At 62.4% G+C, this 24,667-nt stretch carries 27 protein-coding genes and 2 pseudogenes; 17 read left to right on the top strand and 12 right to left on the bottom strand.

Translation table 11 applies throughout. The annotated features are described in order from the left end of the window. Window positions 1-166: 166 nt before the first annotated feature. Complete coding sequence (locus N181_RS25000) at window positions 167-919, bottom strand: pyridoxine 5'-phosphate synthase (protein ID WP_014328875.1); 753 nt, start codon at window positions 917-919, stop codon at window positions 167-169. Between the two features lie 196 nt (window positions 920-1,115). On the opposite strand from N181_RS25000, the gene N181_RS24995 reads away from it, so the two are divergent. The 5 genes from N181_RS24995 (at window position 1,116) to N181_RS24970 (ending at window position 5,184) form a co-directional block, all read left to right on the top strand. Then, entirely contained in the window at window positions 1,116-1,823 is a 708-nt protein-coding gene (locus N181_RS24995) for a DUF899 family protein (RefSeq protein ID WP_037400959.1), read from the top strand. A gap of 213 nt (window positions 1,824-2,036) precedes the next feature. Then, window positions 2,037-3,131 (top strand): hypothetical protein, encoded by a 1,095-nt coding sequence (locus N181_RS24990; protein ID WP_014328877.1) that lies wholly within the window; start codon window positions 2,037-2,039, stop codon window positions 3,129-3,131. Between the two features lie 391 nt (window positions 3,132-3,522). Next, window positions 3,523-4,197: a MerR family transcriptional regulator gene (locus N181_RS24985; RefSeq protein ID WP_014328878.1), complete on the top strand. Its 675-nt coding sequence runs from the start codon at window positions 3,523-3,525 to the stop codon at window positions 4,195-4,197. A gap of 378 nt (window positions 4,198-4,575) precedes the next feature. Continuing rightward, entirely contained in the window at window positions 4,576-4,818 is a 243-nt protein-coding gene (locus tag N181_RS24975; RefSeq protein ID WP_014328879.1) for a glycine zipper 2TM domain-containing protein, read from the top strand. Between the two features lie 15 nt (window positions 4,819-4,833). Next, entirely contained in the window at window positions 4,834-5,184 is a 351-nt protein-coding gene (locus N181_RS24970; protein WP_037400952.1) for an EF-hand domain-containing protein, read from the top strand. A gap of 283 nt (window positions 5,185-5,467) precedes the next feature. On the opposite strand, the gene N181_RS24965 is transcribed toward N181_RS24970, so the two are convergent. The 5 genes from N181_RS24965 to N181_RS24945 are packed head-to-tail and all read right to left on the bottom strand — an operon-like array spanning window position 5,468 to window position 12,504. Further along, complete coding sequence (locus N181_RS24965) at window positions 5,468-6,160, bottom strand: hypothetical protein (RefSeq protein ID WP_014328881.1); 693 nt, start codon at window positions 6,158-6,160, stop codon at window positions 5,468-5,470. A gap of 27 nt (window positions 6,161-6,187) precedes the next feature. Then, window positions 6,188-7,363, bottom strand: a complete 1,176-nt coding sequence (locus N181_RS24960; RefSeq protein WP_014328882.1) for a gluzincin family metallopeptidase — start codon at window positions 7,361-7,363, stop codon at window positions 6,188-6,190. 36 nt (window positions 7,364-7,399) lie between these two features. Next, entirely contained in the window at window positions 7,400-8,206 is an 807-nt protein-coding gene (locus tag N181_RS24955; RefSeq protein WP_014328883.1) for a TfuA-like protein, read from the bottom strand. Between the two features lie 4 nt (window positions 8,207-8,210). Beyond that, a complete protein-coding gene (locus tag N181_RS24950) occupies window positions 8,211-9,446 on the bottom strand; it encodes a YcaO-like family protein (protein ID WP_048655301.1) in 1,236 nt (411 codons plus the stop codon). Next, on the bottom strand, window positions 9,430-12,504 hold the full coding sequence (locus N181_RS24945; protein WP_014328885.1) for an ATP-binding protein: 3,075 nt from the start codon (window positions 12,502-12,504) through the stop codon (window positions 9,430-9,432). The genes N181_RS24950 and N181_RS24945 overlap by 17 nt, the downstream gene beginning before the upstream one ends. Before the next feature lie 342 nt (window positions 12,505-12,846). Between N181_RS24945 and N181_RS35035 the strand changes: the two are divergent. From N181_RS35035 to N181_RS24935, 3 genes and pseudogenes are all read left to right on the top strand, one after another. After that, window positions 12,847-13,017: pseudogene (locus tag N181_RS35035) on the top strand (ATP-binding cassette domain-containing protein); the annotation flags it as partial. After that, window positions 12,987-13,250: a TonB-dependent receptor domain-containing protein gene (locus tag N181_RS35030; RefSeq protein WP_337739408.1), complete on the top strand. Its 264-nt coding sequence runs from the start codon at window positions 12,987-12,989 to the stop codon at window positions 13,248-13,250. The pseudogene N181_RS35035 and the gene N181_RS35030, both read left to right, overlap by 31 nt. Then, window positions 13,250-13,600: an iron chelate uptake ABC transporter family permease subunit gene (locus N181_RS24935; RefSeq protein ID WP_014328887.1), complete on the top strand. Its 351-nt coding sequence runs from the start codon at window positions 13,250-13,252 to the stop codon at window positions 13,598-13,600. Before N181_RS35030 ends, N181_RS24935 begins: the two co-directional genes overlap by 1 nt. Before the next feature lie 33 nt (window positions 13,601-13,633). On the opposite strand, the gene N181_RS24930 is transcribed toward N181_RS24935, so the two are convergent. Continuing rightward, window positions 13,634-14,266, bottom strand: coding sequence for a LysE family translocator (locus tag N181_RS24930; RefSeq protein ID WP_014328888.1), 633 nt, complete (start codon window positions 14,264-14,266; stop codon window positions 13,634-13,636). A gap of 10 nt (window positions 14,267-14,276) precedes the next feature. After that, window positions 14,277-15,404: an ATP-dependent DNA helicase gene (locus N181_RS24925; protein ID WP_037400932.1), complete on the bottom strand. Its 1,128-nt coding sequence runs from the start codon at window positions 15,402-15,404 to the stop codon at window positions 14,277-14,279. A 294-nt stretch (window positions 15,405-15,698) separates the two neighbouring features. Between N181_RS24925 and N181_RS24920 the strand changes: the two genes are divergently transcribed. The 4 genes from N181_RS24920 (at window position 15,699) to N181_RS24905 (ending at window position 18,696) form a co-directional block, all read left to right on the top strand. Then, window positions 15,699-16,787 carry an AbrB family transcriptional regulator gene (locus N181_RS24920; protein WP_037437301.1) on the top strand — a complete coding sequence of 363 codons (1,089 nt, stop codon included), beginning with the start codon at window positions 15,699-15,701 and terminating at the stop codon, window positions 16,785-16,787. Between the two features lie 187 nt (window positions 16,788-16,974). Next, window positions 16,975-17,349, top strand: coding sequence for a COG4315 family predicted lipoprotein (locus N181_RS24915; RefSeq protein WP_014328891.1), 375 nt, complete (start codon window positions 16,975-16,977; stop codon window positions 17,347-17,349). After that, window positions 17,333-17,887 carry an RNA polymerase sigma factor gene (locus N181_RS24910; RefSeq protein ID WP_014328892.1) on the top strand — a complete coding sequence of 185 codons (555 nt, stop codon included), beginning with the start codon at window positions 17,333-17,335 and terminating at the stop codon, window positions 17,885-17,887. Before N181_RS24915 ends, N181_RS24910 begins: the two co-directional genes overlap by 17 nt. Beyond that, window positions 17,884-18,696, top strand: coding sequence for an anti-sigma factor family protein (locus N181_RS24905; RefSeq protein ID WP_014328893.1), 813 nt, complete (start codon window positions 17,884-17,886; stop codon window positions 18,694-18,696). The genes N181_RS24910 and N181_RS24905 overlap by 4 nt, the downstream gene beginning before the upstream one ends. Before the next feature lie 10 nt (window positions 18,697-18,706). Here N181_RS24905 and N181_RS24900 read toward each other — a convergent pair whose 3' ends face one another. The 3 genes from N181_RS24900 to nthA are packed head-to-tail and all read right to left on the bottom strand — an operon-like array spanning window position 18,707 to window position 20,371. Next, window positions 18,707-19,078: a nitrile hydratase accessory protein gene (locus N181_RS24900; protein WP_174839376.1), complete on the bottom strand. Its 372-nt coding sequence runs from the start codon at window positions 19,076-19,078 to the stop codon at window positions 18,707-18,709. Continuing rightward, complete coding sequence (gene nthB, locus N181_RS24895; RefSeq protein ID WP_037400923.1) at window positions 19,071-19,730, bottom strand: nitrile hydratase subunit beta; 660 nt, start codon at window positions 19,728-19,730, stop codon at window positions 19,071-19,073. The genes N181_RS24900 and nthB overlap by 8 nt, the downstream gene beginning before the upstream one ends. Next, window positions 19,727-20,371 (bottom strand): nitrile hydratase subunit alpha, encoded by a 645-nt coding sequence (gene nthA, locus N181_RS24890; protein WP_037400920.1) that lies wholly within the window; start codon window positions 20,369-20,371, stop codon window positions 19,727-19,729. The genes nthB and nthA overlap by 4 nt, the downstream gene beginning before the upstream one ends. A 152-nt stretch (window positions 20,372-20,523) precedes the next feature. On the opposite strand from nthA, the gene N181_RS24885 reads away from it, so the two are divergent. Further along, window positions 20,524-21,804, top strand: a complete 1,281-nt coding sequence (locus N181_RS24885) for an SDR family oxidoreductase (RefSeq protein WP_037400918.1) — start codon at window positions 20,524-20,526, stop codon at window positions 21,802-21,804. Next, complete coding sequence (locus tag N181_RS24880; protein ID WP_037400916.1) at window positions 21,804-22,283, top strand: DUF2269 family protein; 480 nt, start codon at window positions 21,804-21,806, stop codon at window positions 22,281-22,283. The genes N181_RS24885 and N181_RS24880 overlap by 1 nt, the downstream gene beginning before the upstream one ends. 5 nt (window positions 22,284-22,288) lie before the next feature. Here N181_RS24880 and N181_RS35025 read toward each other — a convergent pair. Beyond that, a pseudogene (locus tag N181_RS35025) lies at window positions 22,289-22,426 on the bottom strand (LysE family translocator); the annotation flags it as partial. Between the two features lie 145 nt (window positions 22,427-22,571). Here N181_RS35025 and N181_RS35020 point away from each other — a divergent pair. The 3 genes from N181_RS35020 to N181_RS24870 all read left to right on the top strand — a co-directional run bounded on the left by N181_RS35020 (window position 22,572) and on the right by N181_RS24870 (window position 24,514). Then, window positions 22,572-23,003, top strand: coding sequence for a hypothetical protein (locus N181_RS35020; RefSeq protein ID WP_234885962.1), 432 nt, complete (start codon window positions 22,572-22,574; stop codon window positions 23,001-23,003). Next, entirely contained in the window at window positions 22,985-23,290 is a 306-nt protein-coding gene (locus tag N181_RS35015; RefSeq protein WP_234885961.1) for a hypothetical protein, read from the top strand. Before N181_RS35020 ends, N181_RS35015 begins: the two co-directional genes overlap by 19 nt. A gap of 378 nt (window positions 23,291-23,668) precedes the next feature. Continuing rightward, complete coding sequence (locus tag N181_RS24870; protein WP_014328901.1) at window positions 23,669-24,514, top strand: aldo/keto reductase; 846 nt, start codon at window positions 23,669-23,671, stop codon at window positions 24,512-24,514. The last annotated feature ends 153 nt before the right edge of the window (window positions 24,515-24,667 follow it).

Below are 24,667 nucleotides of genomic sequence, written 5' to 3'. Positions count from 1 at the left end.
CGAGCTATTGCAGGCGACGATATCCATCAAGACGCGAGGAAGGGCAGGCAGAATTCCTTTTTCGAGCACAAGGGTCGACCGAGCCGCGGCTCCACTTCCGAGAACAGCAATGCTTCGCTCGCCGCCGCCCGACCCCGCGGGCGTATCGCAGGTCTCGCGGGACCGCCTACACCGCCTCGCCGCAGGCGCGGCGGAAGCGGCGCACCGTCTCCGTCATGCCGTATTCCAGCGCGTCTGCCGTCAGGCCGTGGCCGATCGACACTTCGGCAAGCGCCGGGACGTGCTTGACGAGCAGCGGCAGGTTGGCGACCGTCAGGTCGTGTCCCGCATTGACGGCGAGGCCGAGGCCGATTGCGATTTCGGCCGTGCGGCCGAGTTCGCCGGCGATCCGCTTGGCCTCGTCGGGATCGTCATGGCAGCCGCCATAGGGCCCCGTGTAGAGCTCGATGCGATCGGCGCCGGTCTCCCTGGCGAACTTCAGCGCTTCCGGGTCGGGGTCACCATCGGCAAACAGCGATACGCGAAAGCCCCCCTTCTTAAGACGCCCCACGACGCTGCCGAGCAGAGCGCGGTTCTCGCGAAAGTCCCAGCCGTGGTCGGAGGTCGCCTGTGCCGGGTCATCGGGCACCAGCGTCACCTGCTCCGGCTCGTGCCGTTCGACGAGCTGGAGGAACTCCTCGTTGGGATAGCCCTCCATGTTGAACTCCGCCTCCGGGAATTCGTCGTCGATCAGGTCGCGGATCGGTTGCAGATCGGAAAACCGGATGTGTCGCTGATCGGGGCGCGGATGGACGGTCAGTCCGCTCGCGCCGGCTTGAAGCGCGATGCGGCCGACGCCGGTCACCGAGGGCCATGGGAGATCGCGCCGGTTGCGCAGCATGGCGATGGCATTGAGATTGACGGAAAGCTTGGCTGGCATATCGAAACTTTCAAAGCGATGCACTCGAAGGAGCGTCGGCGACCAAATCGATCGTCGCAGTTCTACCGCAGATTTTGCAAGATCGGAATCGGCCTTTGCACGGTTTCGTCCAGACGTTTTGACAGCTCCTCATTATGTTGATATCAACCTTATTCGTTTGACTGGGCAGCATGTCGCAACGATGGAGGAGAGCACCATGACGAAGCAGGCCCCACTCGTCCCCGCAACGGAACTTGCCGCAAGAAACCCCGCCCGCTTCCCGAACGAGAGTGCCGAGTACCGCCAGGCACGCAACGCTTTGCTTGCCGAGGAAATCGAGCTCCGCCGCCACATCGAGCGGGTGGCCGCGCAGCGCAGGCAGTTGCCGCCGGGCGGCGAAGTGCCGCAGACCTATGTTTTCGAGGGGGAGAACGGTTCCGCAACGCTCGCCGACCTCTTTGAGGACAAGGACACGCTCATCATCTACAGCTACATGTTCGGCCCGAAGCGCGAGAAGCCCTGCCCCATGTGCACGTCGCTGATGGCCTCTTTTGAAGGCAAGGTGCCGGACATCGAGCAACGCGTCGCTCTGGCGATGGTCGCCCGCTCGCCGATCGAGCGGCTGGTCGAGGCCAAGAAGGCGCGCGGCTGGAGCCAGCTGAAGGTCTATTCCGACAGCGAGGGTCGCTTTACCCGCGATTATGTCAGCGCCGAGGACGCCGATGTCCCCGGCTACACGGTTTTCACCCGCCGGGGCGGCACGATCAGGCATTTCTGGAGCGGCGAGATGAACGGCGAAATGGCCGATCCCGGCCAGGACCCCCGCGGCGCGCCTGACCCCGATCCGCTGTGGCACCTGCTCGACACGACGCCGGAGGGCCGCGGGACGGATTGGTATCCTAAACTGGACTATCGCCGCGCTTAGGCTGCAAGATCCGGATTGGGCACATCAAACCTGGCACGGGCGTCCGGCCGTGCCACTTGCGTTTCGTGGAGGTGCGGCGCTCGGTCCATTTCAGAAAAAGCTGACATTTCTTGTTGCTAAACCTGACAAGCACCACTTTTTGGTTCTAAATCTCGAATCAGGTTAAAATTGTCCGCTTCTCCCTGCATAGCGCCTTTTCTTCCGGAGCCATTGATGATGCCAGCCGAAAGGCCCTGCGACGAGTCGATCCGGTCGGCGCTCGGCCGGATTCTCGATAGCAAGGGCTTTCAGCGCTCGGAGCGTCTGCGCGCTTTCCTGACCTATGTGGTCGAGAAGGAGATCGTCGGCGAAGCCGGGCAATTGAAAGGCTATTCGATCGCGGTCGATGTCTTCGGACGCAGCCCGGCTTTCGACGCCGACAGCGATCCTCTCGTGCGCGTCCACGCCGGAAAATTGCGCAAATTGCTGAAAGGCTTCTACGAAGCCGAGGGGGCCGGCGAGAAATGGCAGATCAGCATCCCGAAGGGCACCTATGTGCCGGAGTACCGGCTGCGTGAAGCTGTTGCGGAAGTCCCGGTGCGACCGGCCACGGCTGCCCGCCCCCCCAGGCGCCGGCCCGCCTGGCAGCCCACTCCCTTCTCCTCCCCCTGGGCTGTGCTGACGGTACTTCCGCTTCTTTTGTTCACGCCACTGCCGTCACCGAAAGTGACGCTCGATTTCGCCGCAGAAGCCAAGCTTGCGAACGGCCCGATGGCCGCTGTCCGTGGGCTTCCCTCCGTTCGCTTCATCGTCGACACGGACCATGGGAATGCGGAGCATTTCGCCGCGGTGTTGCGAGCGGCCGCGCTCCGCCACAAGACCCTTACGTCCGCAGACATGACCGGCTCTTCAGGCGCCACCGGCTCCTTAAATCCGGCGCTCGTCTTCTCCGTTACGATCGCCTGGCACGATACGCCGGAACCCGGCATTCGCATCACGCTTTCGCACAACGGCGAAGCCGTGCCGCTCCGGCAGGACTTCATTGGTGCGCAACAGCTCGCAAGTGAAGCCGACATTCTCTACAAGACCACGTCGCTTGCCGCTCAGCTATTCGCACTCGACGGCGAGATCTACACCCACGCCGCCACGGAGGGACTGCAGAGCACGTTGATGCGATGCATGGTGACGACGGCGCGCTACAAGAAGCTCCTGACGCGCGAGAGCTTCCAGGAGGCATGGACCTGCCAACAGGAACTTGCCCCACTGAAGGGCGACGAGCCTCTTTTCATCCTCTCCGCAAATAGGCCGCACCAGCTCTTCGGCCACTGAGAAGCTTGAATTGCTGCAAGTATTTCCAAGTCCGATGCGACGTCAAGGAAGCATCCAACGTCCATATTCATGGGCGCGGTCTGATCTTGCCAACATTTCACCCGCGATATTGGGGGCTGTTAATTTCGCTGATTCGCACTTACCGTGACCCTTGCGTTGGAATTTAAATGCCTGGTTCGCCCGTTGGGGCACGGCACGTTCGGATGGACGCGCAAGGAGCTCCAGCCCTCGCTACGGCATCGCGCCTCGAAAGCGCCGCGCCGGGTGAAGGGCAAGCACATTGGTCTGCAGTAGTCGTGCCACGCGCACGATGTGCCCCGAGAGGCAGCCGGTAACGGCGATCGCGATTGGCTGATCGCGACGTCACGGCGCGGGAAACGGGGGGCGCGGAATGTCACAGGACTCATTGAGGAATGCCGAGGCCGGCGCAGGACCTGGCGCGAGCGGTTTCCTGCCGAAACTGCCGATCCCCTATTGCGGCTCGGACGATCGGCTCGCCATTGCCGAAATGGCCGAGGCATTCGGGGTGACGCACCGGACTTTGCATTTCTACGAGGAGAAGGGCTTACTGAACGCCGCGCGCCTTGGTCCCATGCGGGTCTACGGCGAAAGGCATATCCGCCGCATGGCCGTGATCAACGCATGCCGCGAGATCGACATGCCGGTTGCCGCGATCCAGGAGTTGATGGCGGCGCTTGATACGGCGGAAAGCCAGACGGAGGCCGACCGGATATTCGAGACGGCGCTGCAGTCGCGCCGCCGCGAACTTGGGGCTCAGCAGTCGAACTTGCGCCGGCAGATGCAACGGATCGCCGAGCTGCTCGAAACCGGCTCCAGCAGGCGTGATGATCCGCCCCTCGGGCATATCCATCTGTCGCCGATCGAAAGCGAATGCCTTGGCCTGATGGCGGCCGGGCACCCTGCCGCCCGGATCGCGCAACTGATGGGCATGGACATCACCGCGGCCCTCACCCTCGAATCCGGCATTGTCCGCAAGTTCGATGCTCAAAACCGCTTCCAGGCGGTTGCGAAGGCCGTGCTCGCTGGCATGATCGCCTCGGAATAGCACGGTCGAACGTGCTGCTGCTCTACAGCGCCGTGCGTCTTTTCAGACGCACAAAGGACGCTGTAGCACTTTGAAATGCTGCATTTTCTTGTCCTTAAATCGGCTACGATTTAAGGAAACATGCAGTAGGCGGCGGCGCTTCTCAGGGCCAGCGCCCCCCAAAGAGTTGTCATCATCCGTCCGTGGCAGTAGTATTTGCGCGCAGTTGCGGACGTCTTCGTCGACAGACTGTATGTTTCGTCGTCATGCTGCTTCTGACCAATCAGAAGAGCTTCCCGCACTTCGGGAGACATATTCAGAAGCTTATTTACATCCGACGCCAACAATGGCGCTTCCGCCGATTCTTATTGCTTTCGGACGAAGGTATTGGAGGAAAAAATGAGCAAGCGTACCGTAATCATCATTTTCGCTGGCGCCCTCGCCTTATCCGGGTGCCAATCCGCTGCGACATCCCAAGGGGGACGCAACGAGTTCGGCTGCATTGCCGGAACGGTCGGCGGCGCGATCGTCGGCGGCGTGGTCGGCGCGACCATCGGATCGGGAACCGGTCAGCTCTGGGCCGTTGGCGGAGGCGCCACGCTCGGCAGCGCGGCCGGCAATGCCTTGACTTGCGCCTATTAGCGGAAAGCCGCCATGATGCGAAAACTCGTTCTTCCTACGGCACTCGCGCTTTGCCAGCTCGTTTCGCCCGCGCAGGCACAGTCTGCGGCAATGAACCAGGGACAAATGGATCGCCTCGACCGTGACAGAAACGGATCGGTCGACCGGTCCGAGTACCAGGCCTTCATGACGTTGGCCTTTGCAGGTCTGGACAAGAACAAGGACGGCAGCCTGCGCTCGGACGAGGTGGCGCAGGCACTGAACGCCCAGCAGTTTGCCGCCACCGACACGAACGGCGACGGCAAGCTCAGCCAGAGCGAGTTCCTGAACAGGGTCATGGCGGACTTCCAGGCGGCCGACCGCAGCGGCGACGGCAGCCTGCAATAGGAACCTGCAGCGTCATCAGTTGCAAATCGTCGAGGCAGCCACCGGCAGCCTCCCGAACTGATCTGAACGAGGAAGCGTCCTCGGCGGATGCGCTTTGCTACGGCTATATGAAACCGGCAAGTTCAGTTTGAGCGTATACGAGCCGTCCGCTGAACATGCCACTTATGTCTTGCGGCGCCCCGAGAGATAGACCCACGAGGGCGCTGCAAGCACACCGCCTACGGCTTCCAATCCGACCTGCCGCGCGGGATGAACATCATTTCTACTCACGCGCGGAATCACGTCATTCGCGGTACCGTTGCGGAGCCAGGGACATCGATTGCGCATAGGCGAGCGGCGACCGATTGCCCGGTATGTTTTCATCCAACACGAGGGTCTTCAGATTATCGGAGCGGATATCCAGGGCTATGACAGCCTTTTGCTTGTCGATCTGCCACACGGCATAACCGAGCGCCGGGTCATATCCGCATTCGCATTCACATCCGTGTTCGCTTTTAACGATATTTTTCGGATGTGAGGGTAGAAACATGATCTGCGGCTTCGGTAATTTGTAACAGTGGCCCTCGTAGGCATAACCATATATTACACCAATGCTATTAAGGTAATTACCATCCCCATCACAGCAACAATCTTTAATATTTAGCTGCACGGGCAGAGAGCAGTACTCCGATCCGTCGAACAAAGCTAGCATTATGTTCTCACCTTTGGCGCCTATAATACTATCTCTTATGTGACGTTCAAGTACTCTCCTTACAGATTGCGATATCTCTTTGTTATCTGTCCCCGCAATTGTTTTATTCGATATTTCACTTTCCACCAGCTTATCAAGTTCATCCGGGTTAATTGTAAAGATCGGCCTACAAATAGCGGGGCGGCCATACAACCGCACTTCACCCGGACGATACGCTTCGTAATCTGGATCACCCCATGTGTTTGGACGCTTACCCACGCCGGGATTGCAGCAACAATCGCTCATCATTCCCTCCTCAATGGTTCTCTCCAATCAAATGATCTCACGCCATGCAAAATTCGCTTCCAGCCGTTCGGCGGCGGCATTATCCGCCTTGGCAAGCACGGCCTTCGCCGCTTGCGCCAGGGTCATCGTGTCCGGATCAAGGGTCCTCAGCGAAAGGGCGAGCGCCTGGCCGATGGCATTGCGCGCCTCCGTCAGCGCCAGCTTGAAAATCAGCGGCTTGACGCTGAAGGCGTCCGACGTCGCCTGACGGAACCGCTCGAATTCGTCCCGCGCCAGGTCCCGAAGATCGAAGTCGAGAAGGCGCGTGTCGGCGCAGCCGTTAGCAACCAGGTCGCGGTGATAAAGATCGACGATGCTGTCGAAAATGGCTCCGACGAATGGAAGCGCCCGGTCGTGCACTTCGCGCGTCACCGCGTGCATCTGCCGGAAATTGGTTGCCAGACGGATCTGTGTTTCCGGACTGGTCTCCGCAAAGCGGTTCAGTTCGTTGTACAGCAGAAGATTGCCTCTCGTTCGCCGAAGCAGCCGGTCGATCGCGGAATCGAAATGCAGGAACGAAATGAGCGACACAACGTCCGAAAAGGCTTCGGAAAACGAAAAGAAGTCGCCATCGCGCGGGACGGCCCTTGGGATACCTGTCTCGGACAGCATTATCAGGTGCCCGACTTCGTGAGCGATCGCGTCGAAATTCAACGCGTAGGGCCGCCGGACGCCGCCGATGCCGGAGCAGCCGAGTTCCAGAAAGCCGTAGCCCGCCTGTGCGTTGTCCCACTCTACAAAGGCGACGATTTCGAGCCTCGGGAAGGTCTGATCGAAAAACCACCGCACGGGTCGGCCGAGATAACTTTGCCAGATATCGAGGACAAAACGCGCGCAGGCATAGGCGTGAACAGCTAGAAACGGCCGCGACGTTGGATCCAGGTTGTCGAAGTGGCGATCCGGTCCCGGTCGTGCCGGCGCGCGCCTTTCCCCGTCGAAAGGCGGAAATCGGTCGAGGCCATATGGCTGCTTGTCATAAGCGGGATCAACCACATACATGGTCGGGTCACTGGGACCGGCGCGGATCTCGTCACGCGGTATCGACAGCCAGACGCGATCCGGTTGCTCGTATCCGGGAATAAACGGAGGCTGGGGGAATATCCAGAAGCGCGTTCCTAGGCGCGCGCCCTCATCATCGAGGGAGTCGTCCCGAAGCAGACGCATCGCACAATTGCCCCCCTCGATTGGTAGATCCGGCAATTACGGATTCAATTTATAAGTGTTAACTAATTTTGAGTCAACCCCACCAGCCTCGAGGTCCCGGATAAAGGTGTTCGTTGCAACCCAGTGAGAGTGGTTGCCTCCCCGCGCTGCCGTTTGCAAAAGGTGGGGCGCATTTCGAAGCGCCGACAGCGCGTCCAGCCTCTTTTGCCCCACGGCTCCCCGTCGCAGCTCTGGCAGCCTGTCCTTCGGCCAACCTGCGGCACCCAACACTGTCGCGAGCGTGCGCTCCCGGAAATTCAGACTTCGCGCAGTTGTCGTCAGCAGTTCCCGCTCGGCAGGCGTGATGATCTGGCGACGCGCCAGGGCGGAAAAGGTCCGTTGCAGATCGACCAGCGCGTCGGTCAGGGGAAGAAAGCCAAGCTCCGGCGGGCCTGAATGCACGGCCACCGCATCGTCGGGCGCCAGCGCCGGAGGAGAAGAGCCCGCATTAGTCGCCGGAGCGAAGCGCAAGCGCCGGTACCATCTGTAGATCAAGCCGACGCCGATCATGCCGAAGTCGCCCAGTTCCGCGGCTCTGAGCGCTCCCATGCTGGCAGCACCGATCATCACTATTCCTTGCGCCATCGCCCAGAGGATTTCCTTGTGCCGGACGGCTGGCCGGTCTTCGAACTGCCCGTCGATCAGAACCATGGCGCGGGGATGAAATGCATGCGCGGCGAGCAGGATGTCCCCTTGAGCCGCGGGCTGCAAATAGGTGGCATCGAGCACCGCCTCGGCTTCGGCAAGGCGCAACGTCGGGCCAAGAAACACCAGGATCGGACCGGCTCCGCTCGCGCCTTCCATCTGGTCACCTCAGAACAAAGAAGGGATGAGCCCCGGCAAGGACCGTCCTGACGCATTGCACGCCGGTGTCCGTGTCCGAGCCGACCGGCACGGCAAGGACCGGCCCCAATCCGGCGGACATCACACCCTGCAGCAGTGACACCGGGTCGGCGATAGGGAGCGATAGTGCTGCATCTGCCGGCCTTCCGGGCCCCGCCTCCAGGATAAGCTGGCGTGCCTTGGCGACGGCGGCGTCCATGCTTCTCCTGTAGTGGCCTCTCGTCTGATCGTCGCGAGCACCCGAGATCGCCCCTGCCCGAGCCGAAAGCGCTTCGAGCATGGCGCTTGCGGCGGCTGCTTCGACGCTTGGCCCGGCGGCATAGCCTTCGGTCGGCAGGGCGAGAATCGGCTCGCCGGGACCGGTCTCGATCGTCTGGCACCAGACTGCCGGAACCCCGGCCGGCGAAGGGGCATGCCACAGGGCGAAGGAAATCCCACCGGCCGCGGCGGCCGATCGGATGTGGTCCACCCGCGCGCCGAGGCCCGTCGAAGCCATGCGCATGCGGTCGAAGAAGCCGTGTGTCGCAAAGGCTCGGGCGATTGCATCGCGCTCGATGCACTCGAACAAGCCATGCAGAAAGGCGCTGCAGGCATCCATGTGGCAGGCGAGGCCCGTGGTCGTGCGGACGAACAGGCCGTCGCCAGCAGGTGGCGGCTCCGTGTAGCAGCTATGCACAAGTTCGAGCGGAACCGGCTGTGGAAGGCCCGTCGCGATGTCTACGCCAATGATCCAGGGTATTTCTCGTCGCCGCCAGTTCTCCCGACAATCCGGCACCAGCAGGCGATCGAACAGGCCGTCGGCAATATCCAACCCGTCGGCCGTGGCGAGCAAGGTTCGCTGCGTCGGGATGGATTCGGCGAAATAGCGCTCGAGCGACTCCATGATCGCCCCCACGGCTGCTTCCGCGAGGACCGCGCCCCGTCCCAACGACGTCACTTCGGAAAGTGCGGCGGGCCGAATGGCCTGTACCACCGGCAGGCCGACGCGATCGAGACCGGTGAGGTCTGCGAGCCGGGTTATCCGGGCGCGGCGGCAGAGCGGCATCATCTTACGCAAGCGGTCTTCGGCCTCCTCCGGTTCTCGACCCTGCGACCAGGGTCGAGAAAGGCCAGAAATAATCTCGTGATGAAAGGCCGAGAGCCCCTCGATGGTCTCCGGGATGCGGCTCGGCTGGGCTTGGGGCTCAAAGCTTGCCGACAAGATCGAGCTCCCGGACTGACCGGCTCGCGCGCTGCAGCAGGGCCTTTGCCCCTTGGCGTTCCGCGATTTCAATCGCCGCACGCAGATCCGCAACGACACGATCTGTCTCCTCCGCAGCCTGCGCAAGAAGAACAGCACGGCAGCGATGGAGTTCCGCGAGCCAATAGGAGTGATGGGTTGCCTCGGCTCTGTCGATCGCTTCGTCCGCGACCTCGATAGCCGCAGCATATTCGTTCGATCGGCCAAGCATCATGGCGTGCATGTAGAGGTAGATCGGCAGGTCTATCACCGCGCCGAGTTGCTTCAAAAGCGACAGGCCGTCCTGAAATGTTTGGTGGCCGTTCGCGAGGTTGCCGCGATGAGCCTCGGCCCAGCCCCCGAAGAGAAGCGACAGGCCGGACAAGGACTGCATCTCGTGCTTCGTCGCGAAACGCGCCATCCGTTCGGTAACTTCGGTGAGGCGCTCGAAGTCGTCGCGATAAAACGCCGATACGGCTTCGGTGTCGAGCGAATGCGCCTTGCTCGGCGCATGCGCTATGCGGTCGACAAAAGCGATCATCTTGGACAGCGCCGCGTCCGAGGCCTTCGTTTGCCCGGTCAGCCACAGGGAAAGGGCGAACTGGCCGAGCGCGCACACCTTCGCATCGTGTCCACCGAACTCCGTCCGGCTTCTCTTTGCCGTTTGCTCGTCATAGAGCGCCAAGCCAGCCTTGATCGCCTCCTGGGTCTCCCGATGCCGGCCGAGATTGAAATCGATGGCCCAGATACAATGGTTGACTTGCAGTTGGATTTCCGGATCGTCGGCCCTCGCCAACATGGCCTGGACCTCCAGGGCCCGGTCGTGCATGACGCGGAAATTCGATCCCGTGAACCACCAGCCCCAATAGATCGGGAACCACTTCGACTGCTCGTCCATCGGCTGTCGTCGGGCGATTTCGACCCCGTCTTCGTAGAGCTTGCGCGCGGGAGGCGAATTCAGCCCCACCAGTCCGGTCAGAATCGGCCCGAGCGCCGTCAGCGCGGCCAGTTGCAAGGTCTCTACGGGGCGCCCCTCGCCCAATTGGCTGCAAAGTCGCAGCGCATGTTCCAGATACTGGCGCGCCTCGATCATCGCGGAGCGGCTCGAACTCTCCTTCCCGGCGGCGATAAGCAGCTCAACCGCATTCTCGAGGAGCCCAGCCCGCTCCGCGTGTTCTGCCAGTGCGCCGGTGTCGATCCAGGCAGCCATGCCGCGGTTCTGGCCGACGGCGCCAAACAGCCGCCGGTGCAGCACCTGCCGCTGTTTGCGCAACAGGGCGTTGTAGATCGTCTCCTGGATCAGCACGTGGCGAAAGCCGTAGGCAATGCGGCCCGGCGCCCGAACCCGCGTCAGGAACCCGGTCTCGCACAGCGTATCAGCTGCACTCGCGATTGCCTTCTTGCTGAAGTCGGGCAGAAGCACGCGCAGCAGCGGCAAGGTCACCTGCGTACCGGCCGCGGCTGCCGCTCGCGCCACTTCTCTGGCCGGGCCCAGATGCTGCAGCCGGGCATCCAGTATGGATTCGAACGCCGATAGATGGACTGGCTTCATGTTCTCCGACAGGCTCGCCTCATCCGCTTCGGCATCTTGTGAGGCCCACTGGCAGATTTCCTCGATGAAAAGAGGAACGCCGCCGGATATCCGTTCCGCCACTTCGAAGAGTTCCGGCAGCCTCGCCAGCCGATGCTCCGGCCATTTCGCCCGGATCGCCCGCCGCGTTTCGTCGCTGTCCAGAGGACGCAGCGACAGCCGCAGCGGGTTCGCCGCGTCCAGCCATTCGGCGGGTGAGCCGCGGCGCGACGTCAAGACGAGAAAGATCGGGAACTGGTCAATGAGCCGTGCCGCCTCGCAGAGCAGATCCCGCGAGGTCGGATCTATCCAATGGATGTCTTCGACGGCGACAACCACGGGGCCGCTGCGGCAGACGGCTTCCAGCGTCCGCAAGAGCGCCCGATGCGCCTTTTCGCGGATCACCTTGGGATTGTCATTCGCGAGACTCTGGTTTCGCCCTTCCGCTCCGAGCAGATAGGCGAAGACATCGATCGCCTCCTTGTCCTCGATGCCGTTGCGCCCGAACAATGTCGCCACGTCGGAAGCCGTGACCCCCATCTGGCCGTGTCCCGTCGTCGACCCGGGAAAGCTGTGCAGCAGAGGATGCAGCGTCGAGCGCAATCCGCCGGGGAGGCACTGGAAGAAAAACAGCTTCGAACGCCGATCCCGCGTCCTCCTGCGGATCTCCCGCAGAAGGCGGGACTTGCCGATGCCGGCATCCCCCTCGATGATGAGACTTGCGCCCCGCCCGGCAAGCACGCCATCCCAGGTACGAGCGATCGTATTCAACTCGCTCTCGCGGTTGATGAAGGGACCGCCGAGCCGGCCGTAAGCATAGAAGCGGTCAACCTCCATCTTGTGCCCAAGCGCCCGCCACACTTTCTCGGGTGCCGAGAAGCCCTTGAGTGTCTTGCTGCCCTGGAACACGAAGGCATGCGATCGTCCGGCCAGGTTTCGCGTCTCCTCCGAAACCAGGACGCTGTTTGGCTCGGCGATGACTTGAAGGCGGGCCGCCATGGCGAGTGCCGCACCGGTGACGGGCTCCTGAAGCCAACTCTCCCGTTCCATATCGCGGATGAGGGCCGCGGAAGTGGCGATTCCGACGCGGACGCGGAGGTCGTCTCGTCCGCGCTCTTGGCCGACGCGCTTGCACCCGTCAACGATTGCCAGGCCGGCACGGATCGCCAGCGAAGCCGCATCCTTGGCGTCGAGATCGATCGGAAACAGGGCCACGCCACCGTCGCCCGCCTCGTGCTGCATTACTCCGGAGTGCGACGCAATCGACTGCCTGCTCGACTCCTGAAAGGCTGACATCAGGTCCTGATAATCCTCGATGTCCATGACATGCAGGAGATCGGTCGACCCGACGAGGTCGTAGCAGAGTGCCGTAACGATGCGGCGCTCGCTGCCATGTGCGGCGGGACCACCGGCACGGGCCGTGCGACTGACAGCTCTTCGTGGTGTATTGGTTCGGCTTTCGCGCAGCATGCACCACCACCCCGCATTCGGCAGCGCGCTCCCCTGAGACTTAGACGCGCATGTTCAAGACAAATATCTGCTTCTTGTAATTCCTGAAATATCTGATTTGAGGAGGCGCGCTGGTAAGTCTACTCGCTCCCCTTCGCTTGGCGAAGCCAAGGCTGCTCGTCGGACCGGTCTATGTCAATCGGCGCAGAGTTGCAACGACCTCACCGATCCAGGCGGATATCCGGCGGGTATTGACCCCGCGGGAAATTTCGTCAAAACGTGATTTTCATACTCATATTTTTAAGCGAAAGCCGAGCGATGAACCACATCGCGCCTAATGTCGATGACAGGCCTTCCCGAGGGCTGATCCGGCCAAATCGCGCGATATTCACACTTCATTCGGTGGGCTTCGTCGTCGAAGACAACACCTTGCTTCACCCGCTGACCTTGGCGTTCAAACAGGGACGAACGACAGGTTTGATCGGCCACAATGGCTCCGGCAAATCGACGCTCCTGAAACTCATAGCTCGCCTGCCGGCGTTCGTTACATCGGCTCCAGCTACGGCGACGACGCGAACTCCTTCAAGGTGCCCTCGGTCACGCTGGTCGATCTCGCCGCCGATTACCAATGGGAGAACTATGAGCTTCAGCTCAATGTCAGCAATCTGTTCGACAAGCGCTACGTCGCCTCGTGCTTCTCCGCTTCCGCTGGCTGCTTCTATGGCGAAGGCCGGAAAATCGTTGGCGCGGTAAGATATCGTTGGTGATGCTGTCGAGACGAGCGATGCTCGCCGGCCTGGCAGCAATCGGTGTCGGTACGGGCAGCCGTCCGGCGGTCGCGGTTCCCACGGCCGTCGCAGTCCTGGTCATCGGCCCGCTGAGCTTCGTCGGCTTGATGGCGCCGCACCTCGCCGCCCTTACCGGCTTCCGCAGGCCTGTGCTGCAGATCTTCGCTGCGGCGATCTACGGCGCGCTGATGCTGACGATTGCCGACTGGGCAGGCCGCACAATCATCTTCCCGTGGCAGGTGCCGGCCGGCCTGCTGACTGCCCTGGTCGGCGGACCGTTCTTTCTGTTCATGATGGCAAGGGCACCGCGTTCAAGCGAACGCGTATAGCCCGGCCCAATGACAATCGAGTGGAAACGCTGATCAGCTCTTCTGCAGGGCCAGATGAGCACCCAATCCGACGAGGGTCGCGCCGCCGACGCGCTGAACCAGCCGCTGGATGCGACTTGAACGCCTGAGCCTCGATAGAAGCGCACCGGCGAGCACGACGCAGATGATGTCCGCCGACGAGAACATCAGGTTGACGATCGATCCGAGAATGACGAACTGAACCCACACGGGTAGCGACACCGAGGCGTCGACGAATTGCGGCAGGAAGGCGACGAAGAAGATCGCGGTCTTCGGGTTGAGAACTTCGACTGCGATGCTCTCGAAAAGGGCACGTCGGCCCGATTTCACCTGCACGTCCGGCAATGCCGCATCGCCCTGAGACTTCGCGCGGAAGAGCGAAACACCCATCCAGATCAGGTAGGCGGCACCGACCAACTTGACCGTTAGATAAAGCGTGGGCACGGCATGAAAGAGCGCCGAAAGCCCCGCCGCGGCTGCGGCGACGTGCACATAGCCGCCGATATGAATACCGAGCGTCGCCATCAGGCCGGACCAGCGGCCGCGCGCCATGGTCTGGGCGGCTGCGTAGAGCATGGCCGGTCCCGGCACATAGGCGAATACGGCAGTGGTGATGAGAAAGGTGATCAGCAATCCGGTCGACGGCATTGTTGTCTCCTCACCTGACGATCGTCAGGCGCTCCGCCGCGCGGGTGATTGCTGTATAGAGCCAGCGTTCGCGCGTGTCGCGGAAGGCCCAGCTCTCGTCGAACAGCACGACATTGTCCCATTGCGAGCCCTGTGCCTTGTGTACGGTCAGCGCATAGCCATAGTCGAACTCGTCGTAGCGCTTGCGGGTGGACCAGGGAATCTCGCCCTCGACGTTCTCGAAAGCCGCTTTCAGCAGCTTGATCTTCGCCGCGCCGCGATCCATGTCGTCGTCCTCGGGACGGATCATCAGGTTGATCCCCGGCTTAACCGTCTCTTTCGACGAGCTCATCACCTGCCAGAGCGAACCGTTGAGCAGGCCCTTGGCCGGGTCGTTCCTGAGGCAGACGAGCTTGTCGCCCGATTGCGGATACTCGCTCGTAAAGCCCTTCAGCTCGCGCAGACGCTGGTTATAGCGTCGACGCGTCCGGTTGGTGCCGACAAGCACCTGGTCAGCCTCCAGCACCAAGGGCTGGGTCACTTCGCCCTTGGAGATGATCTGCGCCGTGCCGAAGTCGCCATGCATGATCTCCTTGCCCTCGCGCACATGCATGGCAAGCTGGATGATCGGGTTGTCGCGCGCCTGGCGGTGGATGTCGGTCAGCAGATAGTCCGGTTCGTGATTGGTGAAATAACCGCCGCCCGTCACCGGCGGCAGCTGCCCCGGGTCGCCGAGCACGAGAATTGGCGTGCCGAAGCTCATCAGGTCCTTGCCGAGCGCCTCGTCGACCATCGAGCATTCGTCGATGATGATTAGCGCCGCCTTGGCGACGGGGCTCTGGCGGTTGATGGCGAACATCGGCGCGATCGAGGTCTTGCCGGTTTCCTCGTCCTCGACCTCCTCTTCGCCACGCGGTCGGTAGATCAGCGAGTGGATGGTCTTGGCATTGCTGGCGCCCTTCGAGCGCAGCACCTGCGCGGCCTTGCCGGTGAAGGCCGCAAAGAGCACCTCGCCGTCGACATGCTCTGCGAAGTGCCGGGCGAGCGTCGTCTTGCCGGTCCCGGCATAGCCGAACAGCCGGAAAAGCGGCGAGCGGCCTTCCTTCAGCCAACGCGAAACGGCCTTCAGGGCCTCATCCTGTTGCGGAGCGAATTGCATGGCCTGAAGTGTCAGGATTCGGTGCCTTGGCGCAAGTCCGGATTTCCATCTACCCCTCGACGGAGTTGCTTCGGCGCTCACAATGCCGCCCGGCCGCGCTTGCGCGAAATCTTCTGCGGCTCGAGAGCCATCAATCAGTCTCATGCGCTGCGTCCGGAAGCCCACTCTCGATGAAGATCGCTGTGGCAGTTTCTTGGCATGGCACCTTGAATCGGCGCGCGCGATGCTGCTAACAACTCGGCGGCTGCATACTGTGTGCACAAGCAGCGAAGGCCGTCCTCACTGGAGAAACCCTTGAAGCCGGAACAGCCCGCAACACCGATGACGCCCGAAAGCACCGGGTTGGGTCGTTTGCCACGAATCTGGCAATGGTGTCTGCTGGCCGTACTTTCCGTGATTCTCGCTGCCCTTCTCGAAATGGCGGGCATTCCGGCCGGGCTGCTGATGGGACCCATGGTTGCCGGTGCGCTCGTCGGTATGAACGGCGGCACGATCCGCCTGCCCCGCCAGTTCTTTTTCTGCGTCCAGGTCGTCCTGGCGATGATGATCGCCGGCTCGATGCGGCCCGATTTATTCGCGACCTTTTCCAGCAATTGGCCGCTGTTCCTCGCCGTCATCCTGTCGGTGATCGGCGTCAGCACGCTCTGCGGCTGGACGATCACGCGGATGCGCATCCTGCCCGGAACGACAGCGATCTGGGGCTCCTCGGCCGGCGCAGCCTCGACGATGCTGCTGATGGCCGATGCCTATGGCGCGGATGCCCGCCTCGTTGCCTTCATGCAGTATTTGCGGGTCGTCTTCGTCGCCGGCGCCGCGACGATGGTTGCGCATCTCTGGGTCAGCGGCACGGAGACCGAGACGGCAACCCGCTGGTTTGCGCCGGTCGCGGGGCTGCCCTTCCTCGCCACCCTTGCCGTCGGCATCGTCGGTGGCCTGCTCGGCAAGCTGCTGCGCGTGCCGGCCGGCGCCTTCCTTGTTCCTTTCGCCATCGGTTCCGCTCTCAATGTCACCGGTATGTTGACGATCGAATTGCCGCAATGGCTGCTGGCGCTTTCCTTTGCGCTGCTCGGCTGGAATATCGGCCTGAGTTTCACCCGCAGCATCATCGCGCATGCGCGCCGCGCCTTCTTGCCGACGCTCGTCTCCATCTTTGTACTCATGGCCTTTTCCGGCGCTCTCGCCGTGCTGCTCATCAAGGCGGCTGGCATCGATCCGCTGACCGCCTATCTCGCCACCAGTCCTGGCGGCCTCGATTCGATCGCCGTCATCGCCGCCTCGAGCGATGTCGACCTCCCCTTCGTCATGGCGCTGCAGACCGCCCGGCTTCTGATCATTACGCTCATAGGCCCGGTCCTCGCCCGCTTTGTCGCCGACCGCGTCTGAACTGAGAATCCGACCACTCTGCGAAATGATCCCTCACAACTTTCGCGGGCGAGCCGGGAATAAATCCTGAAGCGTCCGTGTCTCACTCGCGAACCTGGAACCGGTTCCGCGTATAGTCCCCTCGTTGGCGAAACGCCGAGAGCGCGGCTTTGCGCGAACTTCATAGTATTGAGGAAGGAACCCTCCCATGAGAACGTTCGCATTAGCCATTGCCATTTCGCTTGCCACGACGGCCTCGGCGTTCGCGGCGCCGCCGGTGAAAACGGTGGAGAGCGAAAAAGGTCCCGTACTTGCCGCGGCAAACGGCATGACGCTTTACACGTATAAGGACGACCAGAAGGGCGTCTCCGCCTGCTATGATCAATGCGCCAAGAACTGGCCACCCTTCATGGTGGAAGGCAACGCAATGGCTGAAGGCGCCTATTCGATCGTCGAGCGCAAGGACGGCAGCAAGCAATGGGCCAAGGACGGCATGCCGCTCTATTTCTGGGTAAAGGACAAGAAGATGGGCGATATCACCGGTGACGGTGTGAAGGGCGAATGGGATGTCGCACGGCCGTGACGGCTCGGAGGCGAGCGCGGGTGCGGACGCTTCCGCGCCCGACGCTTTCGAAGAGAACGTCCTCACCCTGATGCCGGCGCTCAGGCGCTATTCGCGCAGCCTCGCGCGGTCCGATTCGGACGGCGAGGACCTGTTGCAGGACTGCGTCGAGAAGGTGCTGGCGCGGCGTCAGCAATGGCGCGGCGTGAACCTGCGCGCCTGGGTTTTCACCATCATGACCAACCTCTATCGCAACCGCCACCGCCATCGCGCGCTGCACCCCGAAGTCGAATACGACGAGGCGCTTGGCCACGTTGCCGAAGAGCAGAACGCCGACCCCTTGCAAAGCCGTCTACTCGAACGCGCGCTGGATCGGCTGTCGGCGGAGAACCGCTCGGTACTGATGCTCGTGGTCATCGAAGGCTACCGCTATCAGGATGTGGCGGAAATGATGGCCATTCCGATCGGCACGGTGATGTCGCGCCTGTCACGCGCCCGCCGCCAGCTCGCCGAAGCGATGAAGGATGACAATGTGATTGCCCTGCGGAGACCGAAATGACGGATGAATTCAGCACCGTCTCCGAAGACGAACTGCATGCCTATGTCGACGGCCATCTCGGCCAGCCGGAGCGGGAGCGTGTCGAAGCCTGGTTGGAACGGCACCCGGCCCGCGCCGAAGAAGTCCGCGAATGGCAGGCCCAGGCGGCGGCCCTGCAACAGCATTACGCGCCCTATGCCCGCGACGAAGAAGGCGATCGAGGGCTGCTCTCCACCCGTCGCGACCAGGGCGACGCCGTCGCGCCACCCCATGCTCCGGTTCTGCGGCGCATCGCCGCCGGCCTTCTGATCTTCGCCGCCGGTGTCCTTGCCGGTACCTATACCGCGCCGACCCTTGCTCCGGACCGGCCGCTTGAGACGGCTGAGAGCCCCGACAGCCTTCCCCGCCAGGCGCAATCCGCCTTCCTTGTCTACGCAAGCGAGGTGCGCCATCCGGTCGAGGTCGGAGCCGACCAACAGGCACATCTGGCGACCTGGCTCGGTAAGCGGCTCGACTACGGGTTGAAGATCCCCGACCTCTCGGCGCTCGGACTTTCGCTCGTCGGCGGCCGGCTGATCCCCGTCAACGGCACGGCGGGCGCCATGCTGATGTATGAAGATGGCTCCGGCCAGCGCCTGACCGTGCTCCTCGGCCGCAACAGGGACAATCGCGAAACGAGCTTCCGCATTGCCAGCCAGGGCGGCCTCGAAACCTTCTACTGGATCGACGGCGAGATCGGCTACGCGGTGACGGGCGAGGTGCCGCGCAGTGTCCTGCAGAAGGTCGCCGACGAATGCTACCGGCAATTCGAGGCTTCCGACGCGTCGTAGCGGCGCTGGCTCATTCACGCCTAAGAGGATCGTTCTTCAGGACGATCGGCTTGCCGTGCGGCGTCGCCTCGGCGGCACGCTGCCAGCTTCGCACCAGAGCCTCGATTTCCGGGGCAGAGGTGATCGAGAGATTCGCCACGAGGTGGCTGAGCGCCGCCACCCAGCAATCGTAATAGTCGCTGCCGTCGGCTTTGCGCTCTGGCTTGTGAAGCTCCGCCGAAAGCGCCTCGGCCCATTCGCTCCAGCAAAACACGCCCTGTTCGTGGAGCCGGACGGTCATGGCAAAGGCCGCCGCCTGCCACGGCTCGGCGAAGACGGGATCGCCGTCCGCCGATTTTGGCAGTTCGGCGGATGCGACCAGCGGAGATGTGGTGTTACACATGCTCAAGATAGCTCTCCGAGGCATCGATCGAGACGGCCAGCGACGGATCGGCGCCCTCGCCCCAGATCTCTCCACCATCAAAGACGACCGTGTACACCCACTGCGGGTTCTCGCCCTGGCCATGGGCGTTGTCGTCCGGAAAAACAAAACTGCCCTGCACTGCTTCCACGACGCCCACTTTTGCGCGGGCATAGCGCGGCAGGCGCGTGTGGGTTTCTGGATTGAAGTTCTTCGTCCGAACGCGCTCGCCGACAACAAAACGCGGCGGAGTATCGATTGCGCGGTCGCAAGGCCCGCCTTTGGCGAGGACGCCAGCCACCATGTCGGCCTTGAGCAGCCGCTTCGGCTCGCGCCCTTTTTCGAGCATATGGCCGGCATCGAGCTCCGCTTGGGTCACGAAGCCATGGCGTTTCAGCAGCGTCTCCAGAGCGCGCGTCCAGATTTCGTAATAGCTTGCCGCGAGATAGGTCGCGGGCGGCAGGCTTTCACGCGCATGTCGGCTTTCGTCGATCGTCCAGGCGCCAAACGCGCCGCAGGAGAGCGTGATGCCGAGTGCCCGCTTCTCCCATTCCGCATGGAAATAGGGCTCGTCCTTTTCCGGCGCGATCGGGCCAAGGCCGTGCTGGCCGCCGAGGTCGTGCGGTCCGTTCATCGGGCTGCCTCCGGTGACAACGCCAGCCCGGTACCGATCATCGAGTCGCGCGTGACGAGTGCGGCCAGCGCCTCCTCGTCGAGCCCCGCGGTCCCCTCGGGCCGTTCGGGCACGACGAGATAGCGCAGTTCCGCCGTCGAATCCCAGACGCGAATCTTCTTCGCGCCCGGCAGCTCAAGCCCGAATTCGGCAAGCACGCCACGCGGGTCGATCACGGCGCGCGAGCGATAGGGCGGCGCCTTGTACCAAACGGGCGGCAGGCCGAGCACGGCCCAGGGATAGCAGGAGCAGAGCGTGCAGACGATGAGGTTGTGCGTATCCGGCGTGTTGAAGACGGCGCGCATATGCTCGCCCTGCCGGCCGGTAAAGCCGAGGCTGGCGATCGCCGCCGTCGCATCGCGCTTCAGCCAGTCGGCAAAGTCAGGATCGCTCCAGGTCTTGGCAACGACGCGGGCGCCGTTGCGCGGCCCGATCTTCGTTTCATAAGTCTCGACGATCGCATCGATTGCCGCCGGATCGATCAGCCCCTTTTCCGTCAGCACCGTTTCCAGAGCCTTCACCCGCGCTTCCATATCGGTGAATTGGTTGGCGTGATGATGATGGCCGTGACCGTCGTCATGACCGCGATGATGTTTGGACATTCCGCGCCTCCCCTTCCGGAAACACGGCTATTTCTAATGCATTAGCGCGGAATTCGGAATGTCTTTCTGAGCGGATCGCAAGGATTTCGCGACAATGGCACCGGTTGCAGCCGGCCGCTGTCGCGCGGCGTGGTTTCAGCTAAGGTCTTGCCATGAACATCCTGATTCTCGGCGCGACCGGCTTCATCGGTTCCGCCATCGCCAGAAAACTTGTTGACGACGGCCACCGGGTCACCGGGCTTGGCCGCGATCCGGCACGCGCCAAAACGAAGATTCCTGAGCTTCGCTGGATCAAGGCCGATCTCGCCGGCATGACGGCGAGCGGACATTGGCGGGGCGCGCTGGAGGGCCAGGACGTGGTCGTCAACTGCGCCGGCGCACTGCAGGATGGACTTTCGGACGATCTCGTCGCCACCCAGGAAGAGGCGATGCTGGCACTCTACGAAGCCGCGCGGGACCGCGGCTTGCGGCTGGTCGTACAGATATCGGCAGATACCGAGAGCGCCGGCCGCGATCTCGCCTTTCTCGCAACAAAACGGCGAGCCGACGCGGCGCTTGCCTCGAGCGGCCTGCCTTTCGTGATCCTGCGTCCTGCGCTGGTGCTCGGCCGCAACGCCCATGGCGGCTCCGCGCTGCTGAGAGCCCTTGCCGCCCTTCCCTTCGCTATCCCGCTTATCCATGCCGAAAGACCGGTCGCAACGGTCGCGCTCGACGATGTCGCCGGTGCCGTCGGCGCGGCCGTCAGCGGCGAACTGCCGGCTGGGTCCGATCTTGCGCTCGCCAGCGGCGAGAGCCTGACGCTGAAGGAGCTAGTTCTCGTTCATCGCCGTTGGCTCGGCCTTTCGCCCGCTGCGGTGATTGCCCTGTCACCCGCCTTGGCGCGACCGGTATCCTGGTTCGCTGATCTGGCAGGGATGCTCGGCTGGCGCTCGCCGCTACGGTCGACCGCGATGACGGTGATGTCGGGCGGTATCGGGAGCGGGTCGCGCCTTTCCGGGCTGCCCTTGTCCGGCGCGTCCAAAACGCTCGCCGCCGCCCCCTCGGGCGTCCAGGATCTCTGGTTCGCCCGGCTTTATCTGCTGAAACCGCTGATCGTCGTAGCACTTTCGCTTTTCTGGCTGCTCTCCGGCCTCGTGCCATTCTTCGCCTTCGATGCGGCACGTGGGCATTTCGCTACCTTCCTGCCAGGCCCCGTGGCAAGCGTAGCGACCATCGTCGCCTGTCTCGCGGATATTGCCCTCGGTGTTGCGGTCCTCTTTCGGCCTTGGGCAAAGCGCGCGCTCATCGGCATGCTCTTGCTGACGTGTGGTTATCTCCTTGCCGCTACGGCAGCCGAACCGGCGCTCTGGGCCGACCCGCTCGGTCCGCTTGTCAAGGTCCTGCCGTCGATACTGCTGACGCTCGTGGCCCTTGCCATCTTGGACGAACGCTGATGACACTCGAAGATCTTCTTCGCCTCTTCCACGTGTTGGGCGCCACCGTGCTCTTCGGCACCGGCGCTGGCATCGCGTTCTTCATGGTGATGGCCGAACGCAGCCGCGATCCGCGGATCATCACCCATGTCGGCGGCATCGTCGTCTTGGCAGACACGGTCTTCACTGCGACGGCGGTGGTGCTGCAGCCGCTGACCGGCTACGGACTGGCGCGCGCAATCGGCTGGCCGCTCGATGAAGGCTGGATCGTTCTGTCGCTCGCGCTCTACGTATTCACCGGCCTCTTCTGGCTGCCGGTCGTCTGGATCCAGATCCGTCTGCGGGACCTGGCGAAGCGGGCCGTCGCCGAGCAGACGCCCCTGCCGGCGGCCTTCGACCGGCTCTATCGCATCTGGTTCGCCTTCGGCTTTCCGGCCTTCTTCGCCGTCATCGCGATCTTCTGGCTGATGCTGACGAAGCCGGACATCCGCTTATTATAGCATCGCCAAAGACTGACGATGAGCAGCACCGCCATCGTGATGTTGAACCATTTGGGCCGCGCCGGCTCCGAGAGCCATTGCCTGAGCACCGATCCGAAGCCCGCCCAGGTGGAGACGCTTGGCACGTTGACAAGCGCGAAGACGTCGTTCGTTCCCTAAGCGGGGTAACGCGTTGCATAAACAAGGTTCCGGCGACTAATATGCAATGCGGAGGGCAGGCGAAATATATCTGGTTCGACAGCAAGCTTACGCGGAAGGAGCCACGTACAATTTTCTCGTGGGATCACGATGAGAGCGCCGCACGCGCCAGACACCGAGTATGTCGCGACATCAATGGGTGTTGAAATGGGGGATGTACCTACACGCAAACCAAAGGCATGGCACGGTTTCGTTTGCCTGGTCCTTCTGCTCGGTCAGCCGCAAGCCGTTTCTGCCTCTGACTGGTTTGATTGGTATGGCATTACAGGGCCATGCGATGGCGACTGCGCATTCATGATCTTTGGCGGCAAATTCGTCGAAACGCCGATGGACGAAGTCTTCTTCCAAGGCAATCTGTCTCCGTCCGAATGGAATTTCGGCGACAGCGGATTGCTGGGCATTGCGGCATCCCGAAGGGTGGCGAGCCTTCTCGACAACAAATTTCAGATCGAAGCCGAGCTCGGATTGGCAAAGCGTTTCGGCGCAATGGATGAGTATGAGACGTGGGCGGCAGCTACTTGAGATATGTCTCGTTCCCTTGGAACGACTATCTCTACACAACCGTCGCCGTTTCAACCGGCATTAATTACGCCAGCGGGATCGCGGATTTCGAGAAGGAAAAGTCAGACAATGGCGACGGCAGCCGGCTCCTGCATTATTTCGCACCCGAAATTACCTTCGCCGCGCCGGAGGATAAATCCAAGGAACTGGTGATACGATTTCATCATCGCTCCGGTATCTTTGGCCTGGTGAACGATACCGGTGGTGGCGTGCAGTATCTGACCGTCGGCCTTAGGTTCAGGTTCTGAGCGGACCTGCCGTCGTTCGCTGCTTTCTTCGGAGAGGTAACGCAACAAAAAAGGCCGGGCGAACCCGACCTTCCTCGTCACCTCGACCTGCCAATGCCAGTACATCCGTGGTCAAAGGCAGGGAGACAACATCCGTGTTGAGCGTCTATCCAACCGATTGTAGGAGGACTTCGCGACGTGGGCGTTTAAGCGCCAAAGCAACGTCGCCGATCAACATCGATGGCTCGGATGTAGTGAGCGATTGTGTTCTCCGCAAGGCGCAGGGCAGCTTTTCTTGATCGGCTCACTTGTCGCCTTTTGGCGCATTCGTTGTAGGGCATGGACTTTTTCCGCCGGGATACCATCTTGCCATGATCCAACCTAACGAGGCCGCATGTGATGCACGACACGATTCCGAACACTGCTTTCCCCGACGGGCGCAAGGTCCCGGTCCTCGGTCAGGGAACCTGGCGGATGGGCGAGAACCGGGCGAAGGCGGCGGACGAAATCCGCAGCCTGCAGGTCGGGCTCGATCTCGGCATGACGCTGATCGACACGGCGGAAATGTACGGCAACGGCGGCGCAGAACGCATTGTCGGCGAAGCGGTCAGGGATCGGCGCGACGAAGCCTTTATTGTCAGCAAGGTGCTGCCCTCCAATGCCAGCCTATCGGGCACCCTCGCCGCCTGCGAGCGCAGTCTCCGCAATCTCGGCACCGACCGCATCGACCTCTATCTGCTGCATTGGCGCGGCGGCCATCCGCTCGCCGAAACCGTCGCCGCCTTCAAAGAGCTGAAGAGAGCCGGAAAGATCCTCGCCTGGGGCGTCTCGAACTTCGATGTCGACGACATGAAGGAATTGCAGTCGGTTCCGGACGGCGGCAACGCCGCGGCAAACCAGGTGCTCTACAATCTGGCCCGCCGCGGCATCGAGTACGACCTCCTGCCCTGGTGCCGCGACCGTGGCGTGCCGGTCATGGCCTATTCGCCGCTCGATGAAGGTCGCCTGCTCCACGATAGAGACCTGGTCCATATCGCCAAGGCGCACCAGGCGACGCCTGCACAAATCGCCCTCGCCTTCCTCAAGACCCGCTCCGGCGTGATCTCCATCCCGAAGACCGGCTCTACCGAGCGCGCCCGCGAAAACCGCGACGCGATAGACATTCACCTGACCTCGGAGAACCTTGCCGAACTCGACCGCGTCTTTCCGCCACCGAGGAGGAAGACGCGACTGGAGGTTATCTGAGGCGCCGCACCGGCCCCTCATTCGGCCTGCCGGCCACCTTCTCCCCGCACGCGGGGCGAAGGAGGCTGACCGCAATGCTTCGCCCCAAAGTCCCCTCTCCCCGCGCGCGCAGGGCTGTCCGGGGAAAGTTCAGCCATAGACGAAAGCCATCTG

Source organism: Sinorhizobium fredii USDA 205, from assembly GCF_001461695.1.
GTDB lineage: Bacteria > Pseudomonadota > Alphaproteobacteria > Rhizobiales > Rhizobiaceae > Sinorhizobium > Sinorhizobium fredii.
The sequence above is the reverse complement of the archived record's forward strand: the minus strand, read 5'-3'. Positions and strand labels throughout refer to the sequence as shown.